General features: G+C 65.5%; 21 protein-coding genes and 1 riboswitch. Of the genes, 13 read left to right on the forward strand and 8 right to left on the reverse strand.

What is annotated here, in order from left to right:
* The first annotated feature begins 110 nt into the window (after positions 1-110).
* Both ACROUL_RS08720 and speB read left to right on the forward strand, forming a co-directional pair.
* Positions 111-1,031 (forward strand): LysR substrate-binding domain-containing protein, encoded by a 921-nt coding sequence (locus ACROUL_RS08720; protein WP_431299111.1) that lies wholly within the window; start codon positions 111-113, stop codon positions 1,029-1,031.
* Positions 1,032-1,104: 73 nt separating this feature from the next.
* Positions 1,105-2,070, forward strand: a complete 966-nt coding sequence (gene speB / locus ACROUL_RS08725; RefSeq protein ID WP_431299112.1) for an agmatinase — start codon at positions 1,105-1,107, stop codon at positions 2,068-2,070.
* A 99-nt stretch (positions 2,071-2,169) separates the two neighbouring features.
* Here speB and ACROUL_RS08730 read toward each other — a convergent pair whose 3' ends face one another.
* The 3 genes from ACROUL_RS08730 to ACROUL_RS08740 form a co-directional block, all read right to left on the reverse strand.
* The gene (locus ACROUL_RS08730; RefSeq protein ID WP_431299113.1) at positions 2,170-3,084 is read right to left on the reverse strand and encodes a Gfo/Idh/MocA family protein; all 915 of its coding nucleotides are present in this window, start codon (positions 3,082-3,084) and stop codon (positions 2,170-2,172) included.
* Between the two features lie 98 nt (positions 3,085-3,182).
* Positions 3,183-4,925 carry an L-arabinonate dehydratase gene (gene araD / locus ACROUL_RS08735; RefSeq protein WP_431299114.1) on the reverse strand — a complete coding sequence of 581 codons (1,743 nt, stop codon included), beginning with the start codon at positions 4,923-4,925 and terminating at the stop codon, positions 3,183-3,185.
* A gap of 155 nt (positions 4,926-5,080) precedes the next feature.
* Positions 5,081-5,653, reverse strand: coding sequence for a flavin reductase family protein (locus tag ACROUL_RS08740; RefSeq protein ID WP_431299115.1), 573 nt, complete (start codon positions 5,651-5,653; stop codon positions 5,081-5,083).
* 80 nt (positions 5,654-5,733) lie between these two features.
* Between ACROUL_RS08740 and ACROUL_RS08745 the strand changes: the two genes are divergently transcribed.
* The 3 genes from ACROUL_RS08745 (at position 5,734) to ACROUL_RS08755 (ending at position 8,523) form a co-directional block, all read left to right on the forward strand.
* Positions 5,734-6,219, forward strand: a complete 486-nt coding sequence (locus tag ACROUL_RS08745) for a GNAT family N-acetyltransferase (protein WP_431299116.1) — start codon at positions 5,734-5,736, stop codon at positions 6,217-6,219.
* 170 nt (positions 6,220-6,389) lie between these two features.
* Positions 6,390-7,154 (forward strand): EcsC family protein, encoded by a 765-nt coding sequence (locus tag ACROUL_RS08750; protein WP_431301267.1) that lies wholly within the window; start codon positions 6,390-6,392, stop codon positions 7,152-7,154.
* Positions 7,155-7,266: 112 nt separating this feature from the next.
* Positions 7,267-8,523, forward strand: a complete 1,257-nt coding sequence (locus tag ACROUL_RS08755; protein WP_431299117.1) for an aspartate kinase — start codon at positions 7,267-7,269, stop codon at positions 8,521-8,523.
* 2 nt (positions 8,524-8,525) lie between these two features.
* On the opposite strand, the gene ACROUL_RS08760 is transcribed toward ACROUL_RS08755, so the two are convergent.
* Positions 8,526-8,939, reverse strand: coding sequence for a hypothetical protein (locus ACROUL_RS08760; protein WP_431299118.1), 414 nt, complete (start codon positions 8,937-8,939; stop codon positions 8,526-8,528).
* 282 nt (positions 8,940-9,221) lie between these two features.
* On the opposite strand from ACROUL_RS08760, the gene ptsP reads away from it, so the two are divergent.
* Positions 9,222-11,465: a phosphoenolpyruvate--protein phosphotransferase gene (gene ptsP / locus ACROUL_RS08765; RefSeq protein WP_431299119.1), complete on the forward strand. Its 2,244-nt coding sequence runs from the start codon at positions 9,222-9,224 to the stop codon at positions 11,463-11,465.
* A 4-nt stretch (positions 11,466-11,469) separates the two neighbouring features.
* On the opposite strand, the gene purD is transcribed toward ptsP, so the two are convergent.
* Complete coding sequence (purD, locus tag ACROUL_RS08770; protein ID WP_431299120.1) at positions 11,470-12,732, reverse strand: phosphoribosylamine--glycine ligase; 1,263 nt, start codon at positions 12,730-12,732, stop codon at positions 11,470-11,472.
* A 66-nt stretch (positions 12,733-12,798) separates the two neighbouring features.
* On the opposite strand from purD, the gene xseA reads away from it, so the two are divergent.
* Positions 12,799-14,361 carry an exodeoxyribonuclease VII large subunit gene (gene xseA, locus ACROUL_RS08775; RefSeq protein ID WP_431299121.1) on the forward strand — a complete coding sequence of 521 codons (1,563 nt, stop codon included), beginning with the start codon at positions 12,799-12,801 and terminating at the stop codon, positions 14,359-14,361.
* 16 nt (positions 14,362-14,377) lie between these two features.
* Here xseA and ACROUL_RS08780 read toward each other — a convergent pair whose 3' ends face one another.
* The 3 genes from ACROUL_RS08780 to ACROUL_RS08790 are packed head-to-tail and all read right to left on the reverse strand — an operon-like array spanning position 14,378 to position 16,274.
* A complete protein-coding gene (locus ACROUL_RS08780) occupies positions 14,378-14,773 on the reverse strand; it encodes a hypothetical protein (protein WP_431299122.1) in 396 nt (131 codons plus the stop codon).
* 3 nt (positions 14,774-14,776) lie between these two features.
* Positions 14,777-15,166, reverse strand: a complete 390-nt coding sequence (locus tag ACROUL_RS08785; RefSeq protein WP_431299123.1) for a hypothetical protein — start codon at positions 15,164-15,166, stop codon at positions 14,777-14,779.
* A 55-nt stretch (positions 15,167-15,221) separates the two neighbouring features.
* On the reverse strand, positions 15,222-16,274 hold the full coding sequence (locus ACROUL_RS08790; RefSeq protein WP_431299124.1) for an alkane 1-monooxygenase: 1,053 nt from the start codon (positions 16,272-16,274) through the stop codon (positions 15,222-15,224).
* 142 nt (positions 16,275-16,416) lie between these two features.
* On the opposite strand from ACROUL_RS08790, the gene ftsY reads away from it, so the two are divergent.
* From ftsY to folE2, 6 genes are all read left to right on the forward strand, one after another.
* Positions 16,417-17,508: a signal recognition particle-docking protein FtsY gene (gene ftsY / locus ACROUL_RS08795; RefSeq protein WP_431299125.1), complete on the forward strand. Its 1,092-nt coding sequence runs from the start codon at positions 16,417-16,419 to the stop codon at positions 17,506-17,508.
* Between the two features lie 14 nt (positions 17,509-17,522).
* The gene (locus ACROUL_RS08800; protein WP_431299126.1) at positions 17,523-18,428 is read left to right on the forward strand and encodes an EamA family transporter; all 906 of its coding nucleotides are present in this window, start codon (positions 17,523-17,525) and stop codon (positions 18,426-18,428) included.
* Between the two features lie 2 nt (positions 18,429-18,430).
* Positions 18,431-19,036 carry an inner membrane-spanning protein YciB gene (locus ACROUL_RS08805; protein ID WP_431299127.1) on the forward strand — a complete coding sequence of 202 codons (606 nt, stop codon included), beginning with the start codon at positions 18,431-18,433 and terminating at the stop codon, positions 19,034-19,036.
* A 96-nt stretch (positions 19,037-19,132) separates the two neighbouring features.
* The gene (locus tag ACROUL_RS08810) at positions 19,133-19,768 is read left to right on the forward strand and encodes a hypothetical protein (RefSeq protein ID WP_431299128.1); all 636 of its coding nucleotides are present in this window, start codon (positions 19,133-19,135) and stop codon (positions 19,766-19,768) included.
* Between the two features lie 93 nt (positions 19,769-19,861).
* Positions 19,862-19,939, forward strand: a riboswitch (SAM riboswitch).
* Between the two features lie 48 nt (positions 19,940-19,987).
* Positions 19,988-21,169 (forward strand): O-succinylhomoserine sulfhydrylase, encoded by a 1,182-nt coding sequence (gene metZ, locus ACROUL_RS08815; RefSeq protein WP_431299129.1) that lies wholly within the window; start codon positions 19,988-19,990, stop codon positions 21,167-21,169.
* A 151-nt stretch (positions 21,170-21,320) separates the two neighbouring features.
* Positions 21,321-22,409 (forward strand): GTP cyclohydrolase FolE2, encoded by a 1,089-nt coding sequence (gene folE2, locus ACROUL_RS08820; RefSeq protein WP_431299130.1) that lies wholly within the window; start codon positions 21,321-21,323, stop codon positions 22,407-22,409.
* The last annotated feature ends 43 nt before the right edge of the window (positions 22,410-22,452 follow it).

Raw genomic sequence — 22,452 nt, forward strand, 5'->3', positions numbered from 1 at the left:
CACCGCGCCCACGGTGCCGTCCATCTGCATCGGTGTTTGATGAGACACTATAGTCCGCTTCGGCGATTAGTTTAAGTTGAATAAACTGATGGGAGCGATAAACAAAAGCTATGAGAAACCTTTCGATCCGGCAGCTGCGCTATTTCGATGCCCTTGCACGACAGGGGCATTTCGGGCGGGCTGCGGAGCTGTGCTCGATCTCGCAGCCGGCGCTGTCGATGCAGATCAAGGACCTTGAGGAAAGCCTTGGGGCAGCACTTTTCGAACGCGGCGCGCGGCAGGTCAGGCTGACCGGATTTGGCGAGGTGTTCGCACCGCGCGCGCGGGCGATCCTGCGCGCGATGGAAGAACTGGAGGATTTGGCGCAAGCGTCGCGTCAAGGGAGTATGGGGCGGCTGCGGATCGGGGTGATCCCGACAGTCGCGCCATACCTGTTGCCCCGCCTCATCGAAAATCTGGCGCGGCTGGGCGGCGGGCTGGACGTGCAGGTGCGCGAGACGGTGACGCCAAAGCTGATTCGCGATCTCGAGGAAGGTCGCCTGGACACGGCGATCGTTGCCCTGCCGGTATCCGAGCCGTCGCTGACGGAAGTGGCCCTGTTCAGCGAGGTTTTCGTTCTGGTGCGGCCTTTGTCAGACACTGGGAAGCCGGTTCCCGGGCCAGAAAAGCTGCGCGAAATGCGGCTTCTTCTGCTGGAGGAAGGGCACTGCTTTCGCGATCAGGCGCTGTCGTTTTGCAGCCTTTCGCCCCTCGCGCCGCGCGAGTTGATGGATGCAAGCTCGCTGACGACGCTGGTGCAGATGGTGGGGGCGGGGATCGGCGTGACCCTGATCCCCGAGATGGCCGTCGCGGTCGAGACGCGTTCGGCGCCGGTGTCGATTGCGCGCTTCCGCCCGCCCGAACCGCAGCGGACCATCGGCATGGTCTGGCGCAAGTCGAGCCCGCTTGCCGCGCAGTTCGAAACGGTCGCAGCCACGGTGCGGCAGTCGGCGCTGGATCTTGCCGCAGACCACGCAGCAGCCGCCAGATGACGGGTTCGCTTTTCCTGCCGGAGATGTAAGGCTGGCGGCCAGAACCGCACGCCAGCACAAGACGAGGCCACGAATGACCCACGATTTCAACCAGCCGCTTGGCGGCAACGACATGCCGCGTTTTGGCGGACCGGCCACGATGATGCGTCTGCCCGCTCAGGCGACCGCCGAGGGGCTTGATGCGGCGTTCATCGGGATTCCGATGGATCACGGCACCTCGAACCGCCCCGGCACGCGGCTGGGGCCGCGCCAGATCCGCGACGAATCGCGGATGCTGCGACCCTACAACATGGCCACGCGGGCGGCGCCGTTCGAGGCGATGCAGGTGGCTGATATAGGTGACGTGCCGATCAATACGTTCGATCTTAAGAAGACCGTCGACATTATCACCGCGCATTACCGGGAGGTTCTGTCGCACGGGGTGGTCCCGCTGACGCTGGGGGGCGACCATACGCTGACCTGGCCGATCCTGCGCGCGATCAAGGAGCGGCATGGTCCGGTGGCGCTGATCCATGTCGATGCCCATGCCGATATCAACGACACCATGTTCGGGGAAAAGGTGGCGCATGGCTGCCCGTTCCGGCGGGCGTGGGAGGATGGGTGCTTGCAAAACGACAAGGTATTCCAGATCGGGCTGCGGGGGACGGGATATAGCCCGGAGGATTTCGACTGGGGCCGCAAGAATGGCTGGACGGTGGTGCAGGCCGAGGAGTGCTGGCATAAATCGCTGACGCCGTTGATGGCGGAGATCAGGGCAAAGATCGGCGATGCGCCGGTCTATCTGAGCTACGATATCGACAGCCTGGACCCCGCTTTCGCGCCGGGGACGGGGACGGTGGAGCCGGGGGGGCTGACGATCTGGCAGGGGCTGGAGATCGTGCGGGGCTGTGCGGGGCTGAACCTTGTTGGGGGCGATCTGGTGGAGGTTTCGCCGCCTTATGACCCGTCGGGGAATACCGCGCTGGTGGGGGCGAACCTGCTGTATGAAATGCTGTGCGTCTTGCCGAAGGCTGTTGCGCATCGGTTGGCGCAGGGGTGAGGCGGCGGGCGTGTCCCACGGTGGGACACGCTTTGCACTTGAATGAAATCAATGACTTGGCGAGTCTTGTTCAGAAACTGTTAACCTGTTTGTCTGGCCTCAGAACTCGAACGCGTCGGTCACCAAACGCCGACCGAGGGTCATCGCGTCGGCGACGTGAACCATCGGGGCGAGGTCGACGTCGCTGGTGCTGGTGCTGACAAGCTCGGCCATGCGGGCGTAAAGCGCCGGGTATTCGCCCATGATCGACGGCTCGCCCGTGACGGGTTTGTGGTCAAGTTCCAGCACGTTGCCGCCCATGCGGAGCGCGAGGTGGCCCTTGTGGGTTTCAACCTCGATATCCCAGGTTTGCGGGCCTTCCTGCCGCCAGTCGAAATCGGCGCTGACGTTGCCGGAAAAGACCAATGCTGCGGCAATCGGGGTCTGGCGGTTGGCGGGGTAGGTAAGGGTGGCTGCGGTCACATGCACCGGGGCGGGCAGGATCTCGGTCAGGATCGAAAGCGCGTTGATGCCGGGGTCGAACACTCCCATGCCGCCGGGTTCGAACACCCAATCCTGACCGGGGTGCCATTTGCGCACATCCTCGCGCCAAGTGATGTTGGCGCGGGTGATGGTCTGGCCGTGCAGCCAAGCTTTTGCCGGGGCAACGGCACGGGCCATGCGGCTGTGCCACGTGGCATAAAGGCTGACGCCCATTTCAGCGGCGATGGCTTGCAGCGCGTGGATTTCGGCCAGCGTGGCACCGGGCGGCTTTTCCAGCATGACATGGCGGCCGGCGCGCAGGGCCGCTTCGGCGTAGGCAAAGCGGGGCACCGGGGGCAGGGCGAGCGACACCACGGGAATGTCGGGTCGTTCGGCCAGCATGGTGTCGATATCGGTAAAGGCCGGGATGCCGGGGACGGTGCCGTGGCGGCTGACGGTGGCGGCAAGTTCCCAGTCCGGCGAGGCGGCGATGGCGGGGACGTGCTGGTCGATGGCGATCTTGCCGATGCCGACGAGGGCGATCTTGGTCATGGTGTCATCCTTTCAACCTAGGGGGCAGGGAGCGCGCCCCCCCACCCCAACCCTCCCCCATGAGGGGGGAGGGAGGTGCCTTGCGGGCCCTTGGTGGGTTAGTGGCTTTCGCGGCCCACCGCATTGCCACGGCAACCGACGAGGAAATCCATGTCGGCGCCCTTGTCGGCGCCTTGGACGTGGTCGTGGTAAAGCTGCGCATAGCCACCGTTCGGGCGTTCTACCGGAGATTTCCATTCGGCGAGGCGCTGGGCAAGTTCGGCGTCGGAAATATCCAGATGCAGGCGGCGGTTTGCCACATCCAACTCGATCATGTCGCCGGAGCGGACCACGGCGAGGGGGCCGCCGCGCGCCGCTTCGGGCGAGGTGTGGAGGACGACGGTGCCGTAGGCGGTGCCGGACATGCGCGCGTCGGAAATGCGGACCATGTCGGTGATGCCCTTGCGCAAGACCTTGGGCGGCAGGCCCATGTTGCCGACCTCGGCCATGCCGGGATAGCCGCGCGGGCCACAGTTTTTCAGGACCATGACGCAGGTCTCGTCGATGTCGAGGTCCTCGTCGTCGATGCGGGCCTTGTAGTCGTCGATGTCTTCAAACACCACGGCGCGGCCCTTGTGCTGCATCAGGGCAGGGGTCGCGGCGGAGGGTTTCAGGACCGCGCCATCGGGGGCGAGGTTGCCTTTGACGACGACCACGCCGCCGGATTGTGTCAGCGCCTTTTCGGTTGGCAGGATGACGTCTTCGTTCCAGTTGCGGACGTCCTTCACCTCGTCCCACATGGATTTGCCCGAGACAGTGATCGCGTCCTTGTTCAGAAGGCCCGCTTCGCCAAGACGCTTGATCACGACAGGAAGGCCGCCAGCGTAGAAGAACTCTTCCATCAGGTGTTTGCCCGACGGCATCAGGTTGACGATGGTCGGGACATCGCGGCCGAGCTTGTCCCAGTCATCAAGCGTGAGGTCGATGCCGACGCGGCCCGCCATCGCCAGAAGGTGGATCACAGCGTTGGTGGAGCCGCCGATGGCGGCGTTGGTGCGGATCGCGTTTTCGAAGGCATGCCGCGTCATGATGTCGGAGGGTTTGAGATCGTCCTTGACCATCTGCACGATGCGCCGCCCGGTGAGTTGCGCCATCATGCGGCGGCGGCTGTCCACTGCCGGGATCGCGGCGTTGCCGGACAGCGCCATGCCGAGGGCTTCGGCCATCGAGGCCATCGTCGAGGCGGTGCCCATCGTGTTGCACGAACCCGGCGAGCGGGACATCGAGGCTTCGGCCTCGACGAATTCCTCAGCGGTCATTTCGCCTGCTTTCACGGCTTCGGAGAATTTCCAAAGGTGGGTGCCGGAGCCGATCTTTTCGCCGCGGAAGTGGCCGTTCAGCATCGGGCCGCCGGTGACGCAGATCGAGGGCAGATCGACCGAGGCCGCGCCCATCAGAAGCGACGGGGTGGTCTTATCGCAGCCGACAAGAAGCACGCAGCCGTCCATCTGCTGGCCCCGGATGGTTTCCTCGACCGCCATCGCGGCGATGTTGCGAAACATCATCGCGGTCGGCCGGAAGCCGGATTCGGAGACGGAGAACACCGGGACGATGACGGGAAAGCCGCCCGCCTCATAGACGCCATGCTTCACGCGTTCGGCCAGATCGTTGAGGTGGGCGTTGCACGGGTTGAGTTCGGAGAAGGTATTGAGGATGCCGATGACCGGCCTTCCGTCAAAGAGATCAGCGGGATAGCCCTGATTCTTCATCCAGCCCCGATGGTAGATCGCGTCTTTCGACGTGCCGCCGAACCATTCCTGCGAGCGGAGTTTGCGGGGCCATTTGGCGGGTTTGAAGGTCATCGTTCCTCACATGGTTTTGACCGCGGCTGGGCGGTCGGACTTTGGCGCGAAGGCCAGGGTTGCGTGGCGGTTGCAGGACATTTGCATCCTTGCGGCTTATCCGTCAAATCATCGTCGGGGGCCAAAGCATGGCGGAATTGATATGAGTAGGGCGGCTATCTGGGGCGTTTGAGTTCGGTAACGTCGCGCACGAAGGTGTAGTCGTGGTAGCCAAGCCGCGCGGCAGGGTGGTAGCGGGTCACGTCGAAGCGGCCGTTCACCAGGCAATCATCGCGCAGGTGGATGCCGGTGACCTCGCCCAGGACCATGTAATCTTCGCCCAGAAGCTTCAGAACCTGCACGACGCGGCATTCAAGCGTGGCGGGCGCGCCTGCGACACGGGGGCAGTCGATGGTTTCGCACTCGGCCTTCGGCACGCCGACGGCGGCGAATTCGTCGGTGCCGCGCGGAAAGCGGGCGGAGGTTTCGTTCATGGCGTGAAGCGAGGCTTCCTCGACGATATTCACTGCGAAAACGCCGGCTTCCTCGGCGTTCCTGATGCTGTCACGGTAGTCGCCGGCGAACATCAGCTGCGGCGGATGGTACGCGGTGGCATTGAAGAACGAGTAGGGGGCAAGGTTGTCGCCCATGCTCGCGCGGGTGGAGACCCAGGCGATCGGGCGGGGCGAGACGATGGCGGAGAACGGGCTGTGCGGCAGTCCGTGGCCATCGGCGGGGCGGTAGAACATTCCTGTGCCTTTCGCGATTTGATCCTGACATGGGGCCATGTTACGGCGCGCATCAAGCAGAATCGGGAGGGCCTTCGCGCGTGTACAGGCTTGAGGAAGAGACCGAGGCCGACTGGTGGGAGGTGGAGGCGCTTTACGACCTTTGCTTTGCGCCGGGGCGTACGGCCTTGTCTTCCTACCGCCTGCGCGAAGGGGTGCCGACGGTGGCGCCGCTGTGCCTGACCTTGCGGGATGACGATGGCACGCTGGCCGCGGTGATCCGCTACTGGCCGGCGCTGATCGGCGAGCATGACGTGCTGCTTTTGGGCCCGATCGCGGTGCATCCGACGCGGCAGGGCGAGGGGTTGGGCGGGCTTTTGATCAACGAAAGCCTTGCCGAAGCGCGGCGTATAGGGTGGGAGCGGGTGATGCTGGTGGGCGATGAGCCATACTATTCCCGCTTTGGTTTCAAGAAGTTGGAAGGCGTTCTGATGCCGCCGCCGACGAACCCGGATCGGGTGCTTGGGTTGGCTTTGAAGGCGGGGGCCTGGGATGGGGTCACGGGCACGGTGAGCCGGGCGACCTGAGGACGGTTTGCGGGGCCGGTCGCCGGGAGGGTTTCACACCCTCCCGGACCCTCCCGTGGGATATTTGGCGAAGGGGAATGCTGGGGTCGGAAAGTCTGGAGTCCGAAAGTCTGGAGTCCGAAAGTCTGGGGCCGGATTGCATCGCGGGAAATCCGGGCCATATTGGGGGGATGGACCAAGTGCCTGCCGTTCCTGCCGTAGTTGCCGATCCCGCACCGCAGATCGCGGCGCTGGCGGTGCGATTCAAACGCGCCAACGGGCCGGTGATGCGGCTGGTGAACCGCTTGGGCGGGTCGATCGAGAGCAAGCTCGGGTTGGTGCCGGCGCCGATCCGTGGACGGATCGAGCAAGTGACGGAGCGGGCGCTGGAGGCGGCTTACGGTGTGGCTGCACAGGGCGCGCGGGTGCCCGACATGGGGCCGAACGGGCCGGTTTATGCTGCGATGGCGACCGGGGCTGCGGGCGGTGCGGGGGGCATTGCGACCTCGATCGCGGAGCTGCCGGTCACCATCACCTTGATCTTGCACACCATTCGGGCCGCAGCGGCGGAGGCGGGTTATGACCCCGACGAGCCCTGGGTGAAGGCAGAATGCCTGAAGGTTTTCGGCGCGGGCACGCCGTTGGCGGTCGATGACGGGATCAACACCAGCTTTCTGTCGGCGCGCCTGACGATCACCGGGCCGGCGGTGCAGAAGATCATCGCGTCGGTCGCTCCGAAACTAGCGGCGGCGCTGGGGCAAAAGCTGATGGCGCAGGCGGTGCCGCTTCTTGGCGCGGTCACTGGGGCGGCACTGAACGCTGCGTTCCTGAGTTACTACCGCGAGGTGGCGCGGGTGCGCTTTGCGCTGATGCGGCTGGCCGAGGTGCATGGCGTGGAGCCGGTGCTGGACGCCTTTGCCGAGGCGGTGCGTCCGCCGGTGATCCGCAGGGCATAACCGACGTCTGCGTTGTGTCTGGCAGGTGTATGGCAGGCGTATGGCACTTTCCGCCCCCTTGCACCGCTGCACCGGGGCGCATAAGAACCGCGCGCAGTAGCGCGGAGGGACCATGCCGCTTCTGGTAATGAAATTCGGCGGCACATCGGTGGCCGATCTTGCCCGCATCAAGAATGCGGCCGGCAAGGTGAAGCGCGAGGTGGAGCGCGGCTATGACGTGATCGTCATTGTCAGTGCCATGTCGGGCAAGACCAACGAATTGGTCGGTTGGGTCGAGGGCACCTCGCCCTTGTATGACGCGCGCGAGTATGACGCGGTGGTTTCGTCGGGCGAGAACGTCACGGCCGGGCTGATGGCGCTGACCTTGCAGGAAATGGATGTGCCGGCGCGGTCGTGGCAGGGCTGGCAGGTGCCGATCCAGACCACCTCGGCGCATGCCGCGGCGCGGTTCGTGGACATCCCGCGCGCCAACATTGATGCCAAGTTCGCCGAAGGCTTCAAGGTGGCGGTTGTGGCGGGGTTTCAGGGTGTAAGCCCCGAGGGCCGGATCACTACGCTGGGGCGTGGCGGATCGGACACCACTGCGGTTGCGTTCGCGGCGGCCTTTGCGGCGGAGCGGTGCGATATCTATACCGACGTCGATGGGGTCTACACCACAGACCCGCGGATCACGTCGAAGGCGAGGAAGCTGGACAAGATCGCCTTCGAGGAGATGCTGGAACTGGCCTCGCTGGGGGCAAAGGTTCTGCAAACCCGGTCGGTCGAACTGGCGATGCGCTACAAGGTGCGGCTGCGGGTGCTATCCTCGTTCGAGGACACCGACGAAAATTCTGGAACGCTGGTCTGCGACGAGGATGAGATCATGGAATCGAAAGTTGTGTCCGGCGTGGCCTACAGCCGGGACGAGGCGAAGATGACGCTGGTGCGCGTCGAGGACCGGCCGGGGATCGCGGCGGCGATCTTCGGGCCGTTGGCGGATGCGGGCGTGAACGTGGACATGATCGTCCAGAACATTTCCGAGACCGATGCGCCGGGCGACAAGCGGGCTTACACGGACATGACGTTCTCTTGCCCAACCAATCAGGTCGCGCGCGCCAAGAAGGCGATCGAGGACGCGCGGGACGAGGGCAAGTTCGTCTATGCCGATCTGGTGACCGACAGCGATGTGGCCAAGATTTCGGTGGTCGGCATCGGGATGCGGAGCCACGCAGGCGTGGCGGCGCGGATGTTCTCGGCGCTGGCGGCGGAGAACGTGAACATCAAGGTGATTACCACGTCGGAGATCAAGATTTCGGTGCTGATCGACCGCAAATACATGGAACTGGCCGTGCAGGCGCTGCACGACACGTTCGAGTTGGAGAAGGCGTGAGGTCAGGCTGACGGGCCTGCGGTCGGCACGTCGCTGTGGTTGACCTCGGCGTTTGAGGCGTTGCGGCTGTCGCCGATCACCTCGGCCACGCAGGCGGCGAGGTCTTCGGACGACAGGGGCTTTTGAAACCATATCGCATTCTCGCCGCCGATGAACTTGGCTTTGGACGGGCTGTCGCAGATCACGAGGATCGGGACCCCCTCGTGGCAGAGGCGGCTGACGATGGCGGCGCGGCGGTTTGTCAATGCCTCGTCATCGACCACGACCGCGCCGTAGCGCAGGTGGGGGGCAGCGCGGCTGACGGTGGGAATCCCGACCGCATCTAGGGCTTGGGTCACATCTAGGGCGAGAAGGACTTCTTTGGTCAAAAGCAGGACTGAGCTTGCTGCCGGGGCGGTCTTGCGGGTTTTCATCATGTGCCGATGGTTGTGGGTCACGCGGGATGTGGGCTGACTGGGAAACCGGAATACGACGCCAACTGATGCAGGACAGCGATTACACGCTGCGCGAGGCGGTGCCAAGCTGACGGCTGCGGGTGTCCGGCGGAATGCTGCCGAGCGCTATGCGGGGGGCGGAACAGCGGGCAATGCCTTCGATTTGCGCGCGCGGGGGGTGGTTGGGGCGGAAACCGCGTGCCCCCTACTTCACGCCGGGGTTGCGCTGTGGTCTAACGATGCCGACCTAGAACAGGATCCGTGATGCCCGAACGCAGCGAAAGCGACAGTCGCAAGCTACTGCGCCGTTTGCGCGATACGTTGGCCACGCCCGGCAAGGGGCAGGACCGGCTGGATGCCATCACCCATCTGATCGCCGACAGCATGGGGACCGAGGTGTGTTCGATCTACCTGTTCCGCGACCCAGAGACGCTGGAGTTGTGCGCGACCGAAGGGTTGAACAAGGACGCCGTCCACAAGACGCGGATGAAGTTGGGCGAGGGCTTGGTGGGCCGTGTGGCGCGCAGCGGGTTGCCGGTGAATGCGGCGGATGCGCCTTCGGAGAAGGGGTTTCGCTACATGCCCGAGACGGGGGAGGAGTTGTTCTCGTCCTTCCTTGGGGTGCCGATCCAGCGGGTGGGCGAACGGCTGGGCGTGCTGGTGGTGCAATCGAAGACCGCGCGGCAGTTTTCCGACGACGATATCTATGCGCTGGACGTGGTGGCGATGGTGTTGGCCGAAATGACCGAGCTTGGCGCCTTTGTCGGCGACGATGGCGGGATGCGGGCCTTGCACAAGCAGCCGGTGATGCTGCGCGGCAGTTCTGGGCAGGAGGGTGCGGCGGAGGGCCATGTCTGGCTGCACGAGCCGCGCGTGGTGATCACCAACCCGGTGGCGGATGATCCCCTGACCGAGATCGACCGGATCCGCGATGCCGTGGGGCAGCTCAGGGTGTCGGTGGATGATCTTTTGTCGGCCGAAAGTCTGGACAAGGAGCAGAAGGCGGTCCTGGAGGCCTACCGGATGTTCGCCCATTCGCGCGGCTGGCTGCGGCGTATGGAGGAGGACATCCAGCGCGGCCTGTCGGCCGAAGCGGCGGTGGAGCGGGAGCAGAACGCGGCGCGCAACCGGCTGGAGCAGGTGCCGGACGCATACTTGCGCGAACGGTTGCAGGATCTGGACGATCTGTCGAACCGCTTGCTGCGCATCCTGACCGGGCAGGGGCGCGATACCGGGGCGGAGATGCCGGAGAACCCGGTTCTGGTGGCGCGCAACATCGGGCCGGCGGAGCTGCTGGAGTATGGGCGCAAGCTGAAGGGCGTGGTGCTGGACGAAGGCTCGGTCGGCAGCCATGCCGCGATCGTGGCGCGTGCGCTGGCAATACCTTTGGTGATCAATGCCGGCCGCGCCGTGAACGAGGCGCTGAACGGCGATCATATCCTTGTCGACGGCGATCAGGGCATCGTGCATCTGCGGCCCGAGGAAACCGTGGCGCGGGCGTTCCGCGACAAGATCGCCATGCTGACCGAGGCGCAGAAACGCTATGCCAGCCTGCGCGGGCTGCCTGCGACGGCGACCTGCGGGGCGACGGTGGCGCTGCATATGAACGCGGGGCTGATGGCCGACCTGCCCAGCCTTGAAGGATCGGGCGCCGAAGGGGTCGGGCTGTTCCGCACCGAATTGCAGTTTCTGGTGCGATCAAAGATGCCGCAGCGGGCGGAACTGGCGCGGCTTTACGCGCGGGTGATGGACGCGGCCAAGGGCAAGCGCGTGGCGTTTCGCACGCTGGACATCGGGTCGGACAAGGTGCTGCCCTACATGAAGCCGCCCGAAGAGCCGAACCCTGCGATGGGCTGGCGTGCGATCCGGGTGGGTCTGGACAAGCCCGGGGTGCTGCGGATGCAGTTGCAGGCCCTGATCCGGGCCGCGGCGGGGCGACCGTTGACGGTGATGTTCCCGCTGATCACCGAGCTTGGTGAGTTCCGCGAGGCGCGCGCGCATGTGATGCGCGAGTTGCACCGAGAGAAATCGCTGGGCCATCTGGTGCCCGAAAAGGTCGAGATCGGCGCGATGATGGAAACGCCTAGCCTGGCCTACGCGCCGCAGGCGTTTTTCGAGCTGACCGACTTCATCTCGATCGGGGGGAACGACCTGAAGCAGTTCTTCTTTGCCGCCGACCGCGAGAATGAACTGGTCAGGCGACGCTATGACACGCTGAACATTTCGTTCCTGTCGTTTCTGCAGCAGATCGTGGCGCGCTGTAGGGATACGGGCACGCCGCTGTCGTTCTGTGGCGAGGATGCGGGGCGACCGATCGAGGCGCTGGCCTTGGCGGCGATCGGATTTCGCAGCCTTTCGATGCGTCCGGCCTCGGTTGGCCCGGTGAAGGCGCTGATCCGGCAAGTCAGCCTGATCGATGCGCTGGCGGTAATCGAGGCGGCGCGGGCAGATGGCGCGGAAAGTGCGCGGCCGGCGCTGATGGACTGGCTGGCAGGGCAGGGCGGCTGAGCGTTCAGAGCGCGCGCCAGCCGATGTCGGACCGGGAAAACCCATCGGGCCAGTCGAGCAGGTCGATCATGGAATAGGCGCGGTGGTGCGCCTCCTCCAGTGTTGCGCCGCGCGCGGTGATGGCCAGCACCCGCCCGCCGTTGGCAGTGACGAGGCCATCCTTCAGCGCGGTGCCGGCGTGGAAAACCATGTGGCGGCTGTCTTCGGGCATCCGGTCGAGGCCGTTGATCACGCTGCCTTTGGCGTAAGGGCCCGGGTAGCCGCGGGCGGCCATCACAACGGTCAGGGCGTGGTCGGCGGCCCAGTGGACCTTTGCCTCGGACAGCCGGCCCTCGGCGGTGGCGAGCAACAGGTCGAGGGCTTGCGCGCCAAGGCGCATCATCAGAACCTGGGTTTCGGGGTCGCCGAAGCGGGCGTTGTATTCGACAAGGCGGGCGCGGCCGTCCTTGATCATGAGGCCCGCGTAGAGGACGCCTTGGTAGGGCGTGCCGCGGCGGGCCATTTCGCGGATCGTGGGCAGCACGATTTCGGCCATCGCCTGGGCTTCGATTTCGGGCGTCAGGAACGGGGCGGGGGAATAGGCGCCCATGCCGCCGGTGTTCGGGCCGGTGTCGCCATCGCCCACGCGCTTGTGGTCTTGCGCGGTGCCGACGGGCAGGGCGTTGGTGCCATCGGTGAGGATGAAGAGGCTGGCCTCTTCGCCGTCCATGAATTCTTCGATCACCACTTCGGCGCCTGCCTCACCAAAGGCGCCGCCGAGGATGTCGTCGATTGCGACGAGGGCTTCTGTTTCCGTCATGGCAACAATCACGCCTTTTCCGGCGGCGAGACCGTCGGCTTTGACAACAATCGGGGCTCCTTGGGCGCGGATGTAGTCCTTGGCTGGCGCGGCATCGGAAAACCGTGCCCAGGCGGCAGTGGGGGCGGCGCAGGCGTCGCAGATTTCCTTGGTGAAGCGTTTTGACGCCTCCAGCCGCGCGGCGGCGGCGGAGGGGCCGAAGGTCAGAAGGCCAGCGGCCCGGGTCGCATCGGCAACCCCGGCGGCGAGGGGCGCTTCGGGACCGATGATGACGAAGTCGATGGCGTTTTCTTCGCAGAAGGTGACGACGGTGCTGCCATCGAGGATGTCGATGTCGGCGCATTCGGCAAGCTGTGCGATGCCCGCGTTGCCGGGGGCCACGATCAGCCGGTCGGTTTTGGGGTTCTGCTTCACGGCCCAGGCAAGGGCGTGTTCGCGGCCACCGGAACCGAGGATGAGGATGTTCATGGCTGTCTCCGGCTTGGCCTTTGGCTTTGGGCGTCATAAGGTTTGCCCATCCGGGAGGCAAGCTGCATGGACCTGTTCGAAGATACCCCCGCGCCGCAGGGCAATCAGCCGGAATACACCGTGTCGGAACTGTCCGGCGCGGTGAAGCGGGTGATCGAGGGCGAGTTCGGCCTTGTGCGCGTGCGCGGCGAGGTGGGGCGGGTGTCGCGCCCGGCCTCGGGCCATCTTTACTTTGACCTGAAGGATGATCGCAGCGTGATCGCGGCGATCAGCTGGAAGGGGCAGGTGGCGCGGATGCAGGTGCGGCCTGAGGAGGGGATGGAGGTTGTCGCCACTGGGCGGATGACCACGTTTCCGGGGCAGTCAAAGTATCAGCTGATCGTCGACGATGTGGCGCCTGCGGGAGCGGGTGCCTTGATGGCGATGCTGGAAAAGCGGCGGGCGGCGCTGGCGGCGGAGGGGTTGTTCGATCAGGGGCGCAAGCAGAAGCTGCCGTTCCTGCCGGGGGTGATCGGGGTGGTGACGTCCCCGAGCGGCGCCGTGATCCGTGATATCCTGCACCGGCTGCGCGACCGGTTTCCGCGCCATGTGCTGATCTGGCCGGTGGCGGTGCAGGGGCAGGCCTGCGCGGGTGAGGTGGCCGCGGCCATCAAGGGGTTCAACGCTATCCAGTCCGGCGGGCCGATCCCGCGGCCCGATGTCATTATCGTGGCGCGGGGTGGCGGGTCGCTGGAGGACCTGTGGGGGTTCAACGAGGAGATCGTGGTCAGGGCGGCGGCGGCGTCGGACATTCCGCTTATTTCCGCCGTGGGGCATGAGACGGACACGACGCTGATCGACTATGCATCCGACCTGCGTGCGCCGACACCGACGGCGGCGGCGGAGCTGGCGGTGCCGGTCAGGCTGGAATTGCTGGCGGGCCTTGATGCGACCGGCGCGCGGCTGGTGCGCGGTGTGGTGCAGGGTGTGGGCCAGCGTGGGCAGCGGTTGCGCGATCTGGGGCGGGCCTTGCCGAGGCTGGAGGCGCTTTTGTCGGGGCCACGGCAGCGGCTGGACGGGGCGGGCGCGCGGATCGGCGCGGCGCTGGGGCTGGCGGTGGCGCAGAAGCACCGGCAGTTCGACCGGGTGGCGGGGCCGATGCGGCCGGAGTTGCTGCTGGGGCTGGCGACGCGGCGGCATGACGGGATGCGCCTGTGGGAACAGCGGTTCGAGGCGGCGCTGGCGCGGCGGCTGGAACGCGCGCGCGACCGGGCTGACAATCTGGCGGGGCGGCTGGTGCCCGCCCTGGCCCGGATGATTGCCACCGCCGACCGGCAGGTGATTGAGGGCACGCACGAGTTGGCGGCCAAGGGGATGCGGCTGGATGCAGCGGCGGCGGCGCGGTTCCAGCGGTTGTCGGACCGGCTGGACGCGCTGGACCGCACACGTACCACGCTGGGTTATGCCGAGACGCTGAAGCGCGGCTACGCAGTGGTGCGGGGCGACGGTCATGTCGTCACCACGCGGGCGGCGGCGGAAAAGGCGGCGAGCCTTGAGGTGGAGTTTGCCGACGGGCGGCTGGCCTTGGGCGCGCGGGCGGCGCGCAAGACAAAGGGCGAAGAAGGCGGCGGGCAGGGCAGCCTGTTCTGAAGCGCGCAGGCGTGGGTCAGGCGCCGACGTCGGGGCCGGGGCAGGCGAGGGGAGTGTCGGTCTGGTTCACCTCGCTCAGTTCAGCGCCGGGGGCCATTTCGACCGACAGCGCCTTGAGGCCGGTGCCGCCCTGCCAGAAGGTCCAGCAATGCGGGGTCGGGTCGTATTCGTAGACAAAGCAGATGTTTTCACCCTGCGGATACCAACTGCCGTAGTCGCAGGTGTTTTCCGCCACGCTCCAGCGCACCTTGCGACCGGGCAGGTATTCCTCGGTGCCGAACACGAGGCCGAATTGCGAATAGGTCAGGGTCTTGCCGGTGACGTAGGCGTCGAACGCCTCGGCGGTCATCGGGGTTTCCGCGATGGCGGCGAGGGGCAGGCTGGCCAGAAGGGCGGCGATCAGGGTGCGCATCGGTCAGACCCCCACATCGGGACCGGCGCAGGACAGGGGATTGGTCGTGCGGTTGGATTCAAGGATTTCCCAGCCACCGTCCGGCCCCATGTAGCGGCCACGGATGCCGCCGTCTTCGAGGAAGTAGAGCCAGCACTGCGGGGTTGGCTCGTTGTCGTAGACAAAACAGATCTGGTCGCCCTGCTGATACCAGGTGCCGTAGACGCAGGTGTCGCCCTCGAAGGCCCAGCGGACGGAACGGCCCGGCAGGTATTCTTCGGTGCCGAAGAGGCCGTCGCCGTAATCGTAGGTGATGGTCGAGCCGGTGACGTTGGCGTCGAACTCGGGCCCGGTGAGGGGCGTTTCGGCGAAGGCGGGGAAGGCGAGGGCGCTGAGCAACAGGGCAAGACGCATCGAAGGCTCCGGTCTGGATTGGGGCAGAGTGCCAGAGCGGGGCGGTGATTGCCAGTCAAGCGCGCGTGTCCTTACGCGGGGTCGGCGGTTGCCAGCGGGCAAGGTGGGGGGCCATCGCCTTGCGCCATGTGCTCGGCAGAAGTGCCATCGTCGCGGCGAGGGGCAGGGGCCAGGGCAGGGTCGGCGCGTCGTCGGGCAGGCGCAGCGCGGGGAAGGGGCGGCCGGGGTGGGTGTGGTGGTCGGAATGGCGCGGGGCGTTCAGGAGCATGGCGGAGGAAAACCAGTGCGGGGTGTTCCAGCTGTGCCGGGGGCCGACGGGTTCAAGGCGGCCATCGGGCAGGCGGGCGCGGGTCAGGCCGTAGTGCTGGACGTAGTCGGAGAGGAGGATCTGGGACTGGGCGTGGAGGGCGAGTAGGGTCCATGTGCAAACGCCCCACGGGCCTGCGAGGGCGAAGGCGAGGGCGAGGCAGGCGAGGGCGCCGGTGAGGTAGAGTGTGTAGGGGTGGAGGCGGCGGGAGTTGCGCGCGCTGCGGTCGGTTTCGGCCTGCCAGCCTTGGCGAAATCCGCCCATCCACGCGCGTCGGGCGAAGCGGTAATAGCTTTCGCCCGCGCGGGCGGTGTTCGGATCGTCGCGGCTGGCGACGTGGCGGTGATGCACGAGACGGTGCGACGAGGCGTGCTGGCCAAAGAGGAGCGAGGTGTAGAGGAGCACACCAAGGGCCACGAGGCCACGGCGCGGGCGGTGGATCAGTTCGTGCGCGGCGGGGTGGGTGACTTGGCCGAACCACAGGCCCGCGGCGAAGAAGGTGACGATGCGTTCGGGCGTGGACAGGCCGCTGTCGCCGGCAATGGCCCATGTGGCAATGGGCAGGGCGGCGAGGTGGGCGGCAGCGATGGTGATGAGAAGGGCGGTGGCGGCAGGAAACTCTTCCCCGTCAGCGGTGCCGGAGGTGAGGGGGATCAGTTGGTCCAGGAGGATCGTCAGGGCCGCCATGTAGAGAAGGGCGAGCCAGAGCCAGGTGCTGCTGGTCGCCAGCCCGATGAGGAGGAGGGCGACGGGCGCGAGCGAGGCGGAGGCAAAGGCTGCGAGGGGAAGGGGGCGCATCATGCGCGGAAGTGTAAGCGAAGCGAAGGGGGACGGGGAAGCGCGCATAAGCGCACGGGTGTGCGGGAGGCGGGTGTGCGGGAGGCGGGCCTTTCATCGGCGCGGCAAAGCGATTAGGTGAAGGGAAATGCCATTAGGGGGCGCGATGTCCTTTTTCACCAAACTGAAGGACCGGCTGTTCCGGTCGTCCGACAAGATCGGCGACGGGCTGGAGGCGCTGGTCGCTGAGGGCGCGGATGAGGCTGCGGTGCCGGAGGTGCCGGAACTGCCAGCGGAGGTGAGCGCGCCGGAGGCTCCGGCAGTGGTCAAGCCGGTGGTTCAGCCGATCAGCCCGCCCGAGCCGGAGGCGGCACCCAAGCCGGGGATCCTTGGCCGGATGTTCGGGCGGGTGGCCGACGAGCCGCGCCGGGTGCTGGACGACGCGATGCTGGAAAGCCTGGAGGAAATGCTGATTCAGGCCGACATGGGCGTGGATACCGCCGTTCGGGTGACGGCGAACATCGCCGAGGGGCGGTTCGGGCGCAAGATCTCGACACCCGAGTTGCGGGCGGCGCTGGCGACGGAAGTGGCGCGGATCATGGGGCCGGTGGCGCGACCGATGCCGATTTACCCGAAAAAGCCGCAAGTGGTGCTGGTGGTGGGCGTCAACGGATCGGGCAAGACCACGACGATCGGCAAGCTGGCAAGCCAGTTCAAGGCGGCGGGCAAGACCGTTGTGATTGCGGCGGGCGACACCTTCCGCGCGGCGGCGGTGGAGCAGTTGCAGATCTGGGGTCAACGCGCGGGCGTGCCGGTGATGACTGCGCCCGAGGGCAGCGATCCGGCGAGCCTTGCCTTCGACGCGATGACGCGGGCCGAGGCAGAGGGCGCGGACCTTCTGATGATCGACACGGCGGGGCGGTTGCAGAACCGGCAGGACCTGATGGAGGAACTGGCCAAGATCGTCCGCGTGATCCGCAAGAAAGACCCGACCGCGCCGCATAACACGCTGCTGGTTCTGGATGCGACGACGGGGCAGAACGCGCTGATGCAGGTGGAGATATTCCGCAAGATCGCGGATGTGTCGGGGCTGGTGATGACCAAGCTGGACGGCACGGCGAAGGGCGGGGTGCTGGTGGCGCTGGCTGACAAGTTCGGGCTGCCGATCCATGCGATTGGCGTCGGCGAGCAGATCGACGATCTGTCGCCCTTTGATCCAGACGAATTTGCGCGCGCGCTGGTTGGACTGGACACCTAGACGATGCGGGCAGCATGACCGAGACGCTGCAGGCGCTGGAAGGCACGACGGCGGGTGAGCATGTGGCGCTGTTGCTGGCGCTGATGTCGGCGATTGCACATGCCTGTTTCGGCGCGTTGCAGAAGGGGCGGCACGATCCTTGGGTGACGCGCGGCGCGATCGACGCGTGGATCGCGCTCCTGGCGGCACCGGTGGCGCTGTTTTTGGTGCCGTGGCCGGTGGGGATGGAGTGGGCGGTGCTGGTGGGCGCGCTGGGCATCCATTTTTGCTACAAGCTGACGATGGCGCTGGCCTATGAGCGGGCGGCTTACACGGTGGTCTATCCGGTGGTGCGGGGGTCTGGCCCCTTGATCACGCTGGCCTTTGCGGCGATCTTTCTGGGCGAGCATTACGGGCCGTGGCAGTGGCTGGGCGTGGCGATCCTGTCGGCGGCGATCCTGGCCCTTGCGGGGGTGAACCTGCGCGGCGCGCCGGTTGATCCACGGGCGCTGAAGGCGGGGTTGGCTTGGGCCTTTGCCGGCGGGATGCTTGTGGCGGTCTACACCACCTATGACGCCTGGGGCATCCGGTTGACGCCGGACCCGTTCACCTTTCTGGCATGGTTCTTCTTTATCACCGCGCTGGACTTTCCGGTGCTGATGGGGGTGAAGCTGTGGCGCGGCACCACGTCTGTGGCGGGCGAGGTGCGGGGGCTGATGCTGCGCGGGGTGATCGGGGCGCTGGTCGCCTTTGTCAGTTTCGGCGGGGTGATGCTGGGCACCCGGATCGGCAAGGTGGGCGAGGTTGCGGCGCTGCGCGAAACCTCTACTGTGTTTGCGGCGCTGATCGGCTGGGCGGTCTTGGGCGAAAAGGTGGGCCGCCTGCGCGCGGCCCTGATGGCGGGCGTCGCGCTGGGCGCGGTGATGGTACAGGCAGGATGACGATGGCAGGCAAGACGATCAACCCGGTGCTGAAGCAGGTTCTGGAACTGGGCCCGACTCTGGTGTTCTTTGCGATCTACATGTGGATCAAGGAAGACAAGTTTCAGATCGGCGGCACCGAGTATTCGGGGTTCATCGTGGCGGCGCTGGTGCTGGTGCCGATCCTTCTTGTCTCAATTGCGGCGCTATGGTGGCTGACCGGGCAGTTGAGCCGGATGCAGATCTTCGTCGGGGTGATGGTGATCTTCTTCGGCGGGCTTACGGCGTGGTTCAACGACGAAAGCTTTTTCAAGATGAAGACGACCATCGTCTACGGCACCTTCACCACCATCCTGACGGTTGGGTTGCTGCAGGGGCGCAGCTACCTGCAATGGGTGATGGCCGAGGCTTTGCCAATGCTGCCAGAGGGTTGGATGATCCTGACGCGGCGGCTGGCGATGATGTTCGCGGCCCTCGCGGTGTCCAACGAGGTGATCTGGCGCACGCAATCGACCGAGCTTTGGGTCAAGCTGGAGACCTTCGGGATGCCGGTGGCGCTGTTCCTGTTCCTGATGTTGCAGATCACGATGCTGAACCGCTATCTGATCGAGCCACCCGAGGAAAAGTGACGGTTGCTGTCCGAAATGCCTTTCAAGGGTCCGGGTTCTGCCCAAGCTCTGCCTTAAGTCGCCGCTAGAACAGGGCCAAGCGATTAGAGGTTTGCCATGTACCGTAGCCCATTTGACCTGATCCGTTTGTTCCTGAGCCTGTTTCAAGACCTGACCGCGCTGCCGCGCACGATCTACATTCCCGGTGCGGTGCTGCTGGCCTCTTACCCCATCCTTGCGGTTGCGCACGGTGCCGACGCGTCGGGTCAGGCCTTTGCGACGGCCTTCCTGCTGGCGCTGGCGGTGCGGATCGGCCTTGGGTTCGAGGGGATGGTGCGGCGGATGCTGCTGAAGTTCAGCGCAAGCCAGACGGTGCTTCTGGCGCTGGCAATGTCGGTGCTGCCCTTGGCGGTGGTGGCGCTGGCAAGTGATCCGATTTGGTGCCAGCGCATCCAGAGCGCGTTTTATGTGGTGATCGGCGGTGTGTTCCTGCTGGACGTGCTGCGTGGCCGCAACGACACCGCGGCGACCTTCTGGCCGGACCGCGAGATGCAGGATTACCTGCCCAACCTGTCGCGGATGATGGTGATCTACAACTTCAGCTTCCTTTTGCTGAACGAGACGCTGATCAGCACGCTTGACGCCTCGCATTGGCTGCTGTTCTGGGCGGTGCTGCCGGTGATCGGCCATACGGTGCTGCGGGCGCTGGTGCTGACGGTGATCAACCTTGACGACGAGGCGCATCCGGTCTGAACCAGGGGGCGGGCGAGGAAGACCAAGGGCCGCGTTTCGACGCGGCCTTTTGTGGTTTCGGGCAGGGTTGACCACGCCGGGGACGGGGCGTAGAGATCGGGTCGTGGCGATTTGTCTCCGGATTGCGGGCCACGTTAAACAAACCGCTAAAGAGGTGAAGGGCATTGGCCCCGGCACCTTTGGTTGTCCGGGGTTTTTTCTTGGCCGGAGGCCGCCACAATGACGAAAGACTGGAAAACCCGCACGAAACTGGTGCACGAAGGCACCCGTCGCAGCCAGTATGGCGAGATGGCAGAAGCGATTTTTCTGACGCAGGGTTTCGTCTACCCTGACGCGGAAAGCGCCGAGGCGCGGTTCATCAAGGCGGGCGAGGATGAGTTCATCTATGCCCGCTACGGCAACCCCACGACGCGGATGTTCGAAGAACGCATCGCGGCGCTGGAAGGCACCGAGGACGCTTTTGCCACGGCCAGCGGGATGGCGGCGGTGTCGGGGGCGCTGACCTCGATGCTGCGGGCGGGGGATCACGTGGTCAGTTCGCGGGCGCTGTTCGGCAGTTGCCTTTACATTCTGGAAGAGGTGCTGACGCGCTATGGCGTGAAGGTGACCTTCGTCGACGGTGCTGATCTGGACCAGTGGCGGGCGGCGGTGGTGCCGGGAACGAAGGCGGTGTTCTTCGAGTCCATGTCGAACCCCACACTGGAGTTGATTGATATCACGGCAGTTTCCGCGATTGCCCATGCGGCCGGTGCGCTGGTGATCTGCGACAACGTGTTTGCGACGCCGGTGTTTTCGCGCGCGGTGGAGCAGGGTGCGGATGTGATCGTTTATTCGACGACCAAGCACATCGACGGGCAGGGCCGCGCCTTGGGCGGTGTAGTTTGCGCCAGCCGCGAGTTCATCCGCAAGACGCTTGAGCCTTACATGAAGCATACCGGCGGGTCGATGAGCCCGTTCACGGCGTGGATGCACCTGAACGGCATGGCGACGCTGGACCTGCGCTGCCGGGCGATGGCGGATGCGGCGAAGGACATCGCGTCGGCGCTTGAGGGCCATGAAAAGCTGAGCCGGGTGGTTTATCCGGGCTTGCCGAGCCACAAGCAGCACGCGCTGGCGATGGCACAGATGGGGTCGGGCGGGACGCTCTTGGCGTTTGACCTGAAGGGCGGCAAGGAAGCGGCGTTCCGGTTCATGAATGCGTTGGAGATCGTGAAGATCTCCAACAACCTTGGCGATGCGAAGTCGATCGCGACGCACCCGGCGACGACGACTCATCAGCGGCTGCCGCAGGATCAGAAGGACGTGCTGGGCATCACACCGGGGCTGATCCGGCTGTCGGTGGGGCTGGAGGACGCGGGCGACCTTACGTCGGATTTGATGCAGGCGCTTTCGGTGGCGTGAAGGTCGCGGACGGCCCTTGCGTCGCACTATTATGTGATTAGATCAGGCGTGCTTCCCCCCGGACCAGGGTGATCCGGGGGCAGGCGTAGCCCGTATACTCTCCGGAAATTGAAGGCAGGCCTTGCGCTGCCGGAACCGAAAGGACCACCCGATGAACATCCACACTCCCGATGCCCTGCGCAAACCTTCGCGCGACGAGGCGGAAGCGGCGCTGAACCTTTTGCGGCTATGGGCGGGGCATTCGTCGGATGCCGAGATCGCGCTGCTGGACCCGAGCGTCGGCAACCTGCTGCCGGGCGCTGGTTATCCGGTGTTGTCGCGCAATTATCCGGCCGATTTCGTGGTCACGGACGCCTACAAGGCCGGCCTGCCCGATTTGCAGAACGGGCCGGCAAGCCTGATCGTGGGTGAGAAGGCGGTGATCCAGCACGTCGGCATTTCCAACTTTCGCCTGCCGATCCGTTACCAGACGCGCGACAACGGTCCGCTCACGCTGGAAACCAGCGTGACCGGGACCGTCAGCCTTGAGGCGGAAAAGAAGGGCATCAACATGAGCCGCATCATGCGGTCGTTCTACGCCCATGCCGACAAGGAGTTTTACTTTGGCGTGATCGAGGCGGCGCTGGACGACTACAAGCGCGATCTGGGGTCGTTTGACGCGCGCATCCAGATGCGGCTGTCGTTCCCGATGCAGGTGTCGAGCCTGCGGTCGGGGCTGAAGGGCTGGCAGTATTACGACATCGCGCTGGAACTGGTGGAAAAGGCTGGGGTCAGGAAGAAGATCCTGCATCTGGATTACGTCTATTCCTCGACCTGCCCGTGCAGTCTGGAACTGTCGGAACATGCGCGGATGACGCGGGGGCAGTTGGCCACGCCGCACAGCCAGCGGTCGGTGGCGCGGATTTCGGTGGAACTGGTCGGGGACCGGCTGTGGTTCGAAGATCTGGTCGAACTGGCGCGCGACGGGGTGCCGACCGAAACGCAGGTGATGGTCAAGCGCGAGGATGAGCAGGCGTTTGCGGAACTGAACGCGGCAAACCCGATCTTCGTGGAAGACGCCGCGCGCAGCTTTTGCCAGGCGCTGAAGGGCGATCCGCGGGTTGGCGATTTCCGGGTGGTGGCAAGCCATCAGGAATCGCTGCACAGCCACGACGCGGTCAGCCTTCTGACCGAGGGGCCGACGTTCGCCGCGGAAAGCCTTGATCCGCGCCTGTTTCAAAGCCTGATCCACGCCGGGTGATGGACGGCATGGCAATTGACGGGCCGGACGCGCCCGCGTAGCC

The sequence above is a fragment of the Tabrizicola sp. BL-A-41-H6 genome (genome assembly GCF_050632395.1).
Taxonomy (GTDB): domain Bacteria; phylum Pseudomonadota; class Alphaproteobacteria; order Rhodobacterales; family Rhodobacteraceae; genus JAUYQR01.

Bases quoted from the DNA above. Each gene is read 5' to 3' on its own strand.
- ACROUL_RS08720 (WP_431299111.1), top strand. From the start codon at position 111: ATGAGAAACCTTTCGATCCGGCAGCTGCGCTATTTCGATGCCCTTGCA.
- speB (WP_431299112.1), top strand. From the start codon at position 1,105: ATGACCCACGATTTCAACCAGCCGCTTGGCGGCAACGACATGCCGCGT.
- ACROUL_RS08730 (WP_431299113.1), bottom strand. From the start codon at position 3,084: ATGACCAAGATCGCCCTCGTCGGCATCGGCAAGATCGCCATCGACCAG.
- araD (WP_431299114.1), bottom strand. From the start codon at position 4,925: ATGACCTTCAAACCCGCCAAATGGCCCCGCAAACTCCGCTCGCAGGAA.
- ACROUL_RS08740 (WP_431299115.1), bottom strand. From the start codon at position 5,653: ATGTTCTACCGCCCCGCCGATGGCCACGGACTGCCGCACAGCCCGTTC.
- ACROUL_RS08750 (WP_431301267.1), top strand. From the start codon at position 6,390: ATGGACCAAGTGCCTGCCGTTCCTGCCGTAGTTGCCGATCCCGCACCG.
- ACROUL_RS08755 (WP_431299117.1), top strand. From the start codon at position 7,267: ATGCCGCTTCTGGTAATGAAATTCGGCGGCACATCGGTGGCCGATCTT.
- ACROUL_RS08760 (WP_431299118.1), bottom strand. From the start codon at position 8,939: ATGATGAAAACCCGCAAGACCGCCCCGGCAGCAAGCTCAGTCCTGCTT.
- ptsP (WP_431299119.1), top strand. From the start codon at position 9,222: ATGCCCGAACGCAGCGAAAGCGACAGTCGCAAGCTACTGCGCCGTTTG.
- purD (WP_431299120.1), bottom strand. From the start codon at position 12,732: ATGAACATCCTCATCCTCGGTTCCGGTGGCCGCGAACACGCCCTTGCC.
- xseA (WP_431299121.1), top strand. From the start codon at position 12,799: ATGGACCTGTTCGAAGATACCCCCGCGCCGCAGGGCAATCAGCCGGAA.
- ACROUL_RS08780 (WP_431299122.1), bottom strand. From the start codon at position 14,773: ATGCGCACCCTGATCGCCGCCCTTCTGGCCAGCCTGCCCCTCGCCGCC.
- ACROUL_RS08785 (WP_431299123.1), bottom strand. From the start codon at position 15,166: ATGCGTCTTGCCCTGTTGCTCAGCGCCCTCGCCTTCCCCGCCTTCGCC.
- ACROUL_RS08790 (WP_431299124.1), bottom strand. From the start codon at position 16,274: ATGATGCGCCCCCTTCCCCTCGCAGCCTTTGCCTCCGCCTCGCTCGCG.
- ftsY (WP_431299125.1), top strand. From the start codon at position 16,417: ATGTCCTTTTTCACCAAACTGAAGGACCGGCTGTTCCGGTCGTCCGAC.
- ACROUL_RS08800 (WP_431299126.1), top strand. From the start codon at position 17,523: ATGACCGAGACGCTGCAGGCGCTGGAAGGCACGACGGCGGGTGAGCAT.
- ACROUL_RS08805 (WP_431299127.1), top strand. From the start codon at position 18,431: ATGGCAGGCAAGACGATCAACCCGGTGCTGAAGCAGGTTCTGGAACTG.
- ACROUL_RS08810 (WP_431299128.1), top strand. From the start codon at position 19,133: ATGTACCGTAGCCCATTTGACCTGATCCGTTTGTTCCTGAGCCTGTTT.
- metZ (WP_431299129.1), top strand. From the start codon at position 19,988: ATGACGAAAGACTGGAAAACCCGCACGAAACTGGTGCACGAAGGCACC.
- folE2 (WP_431299130.1), top strand. From the start codon at position 21,321: ATGAACATCCACACTCCCGATGCCCTGCGCAAACCTTCGCGCGACGAG.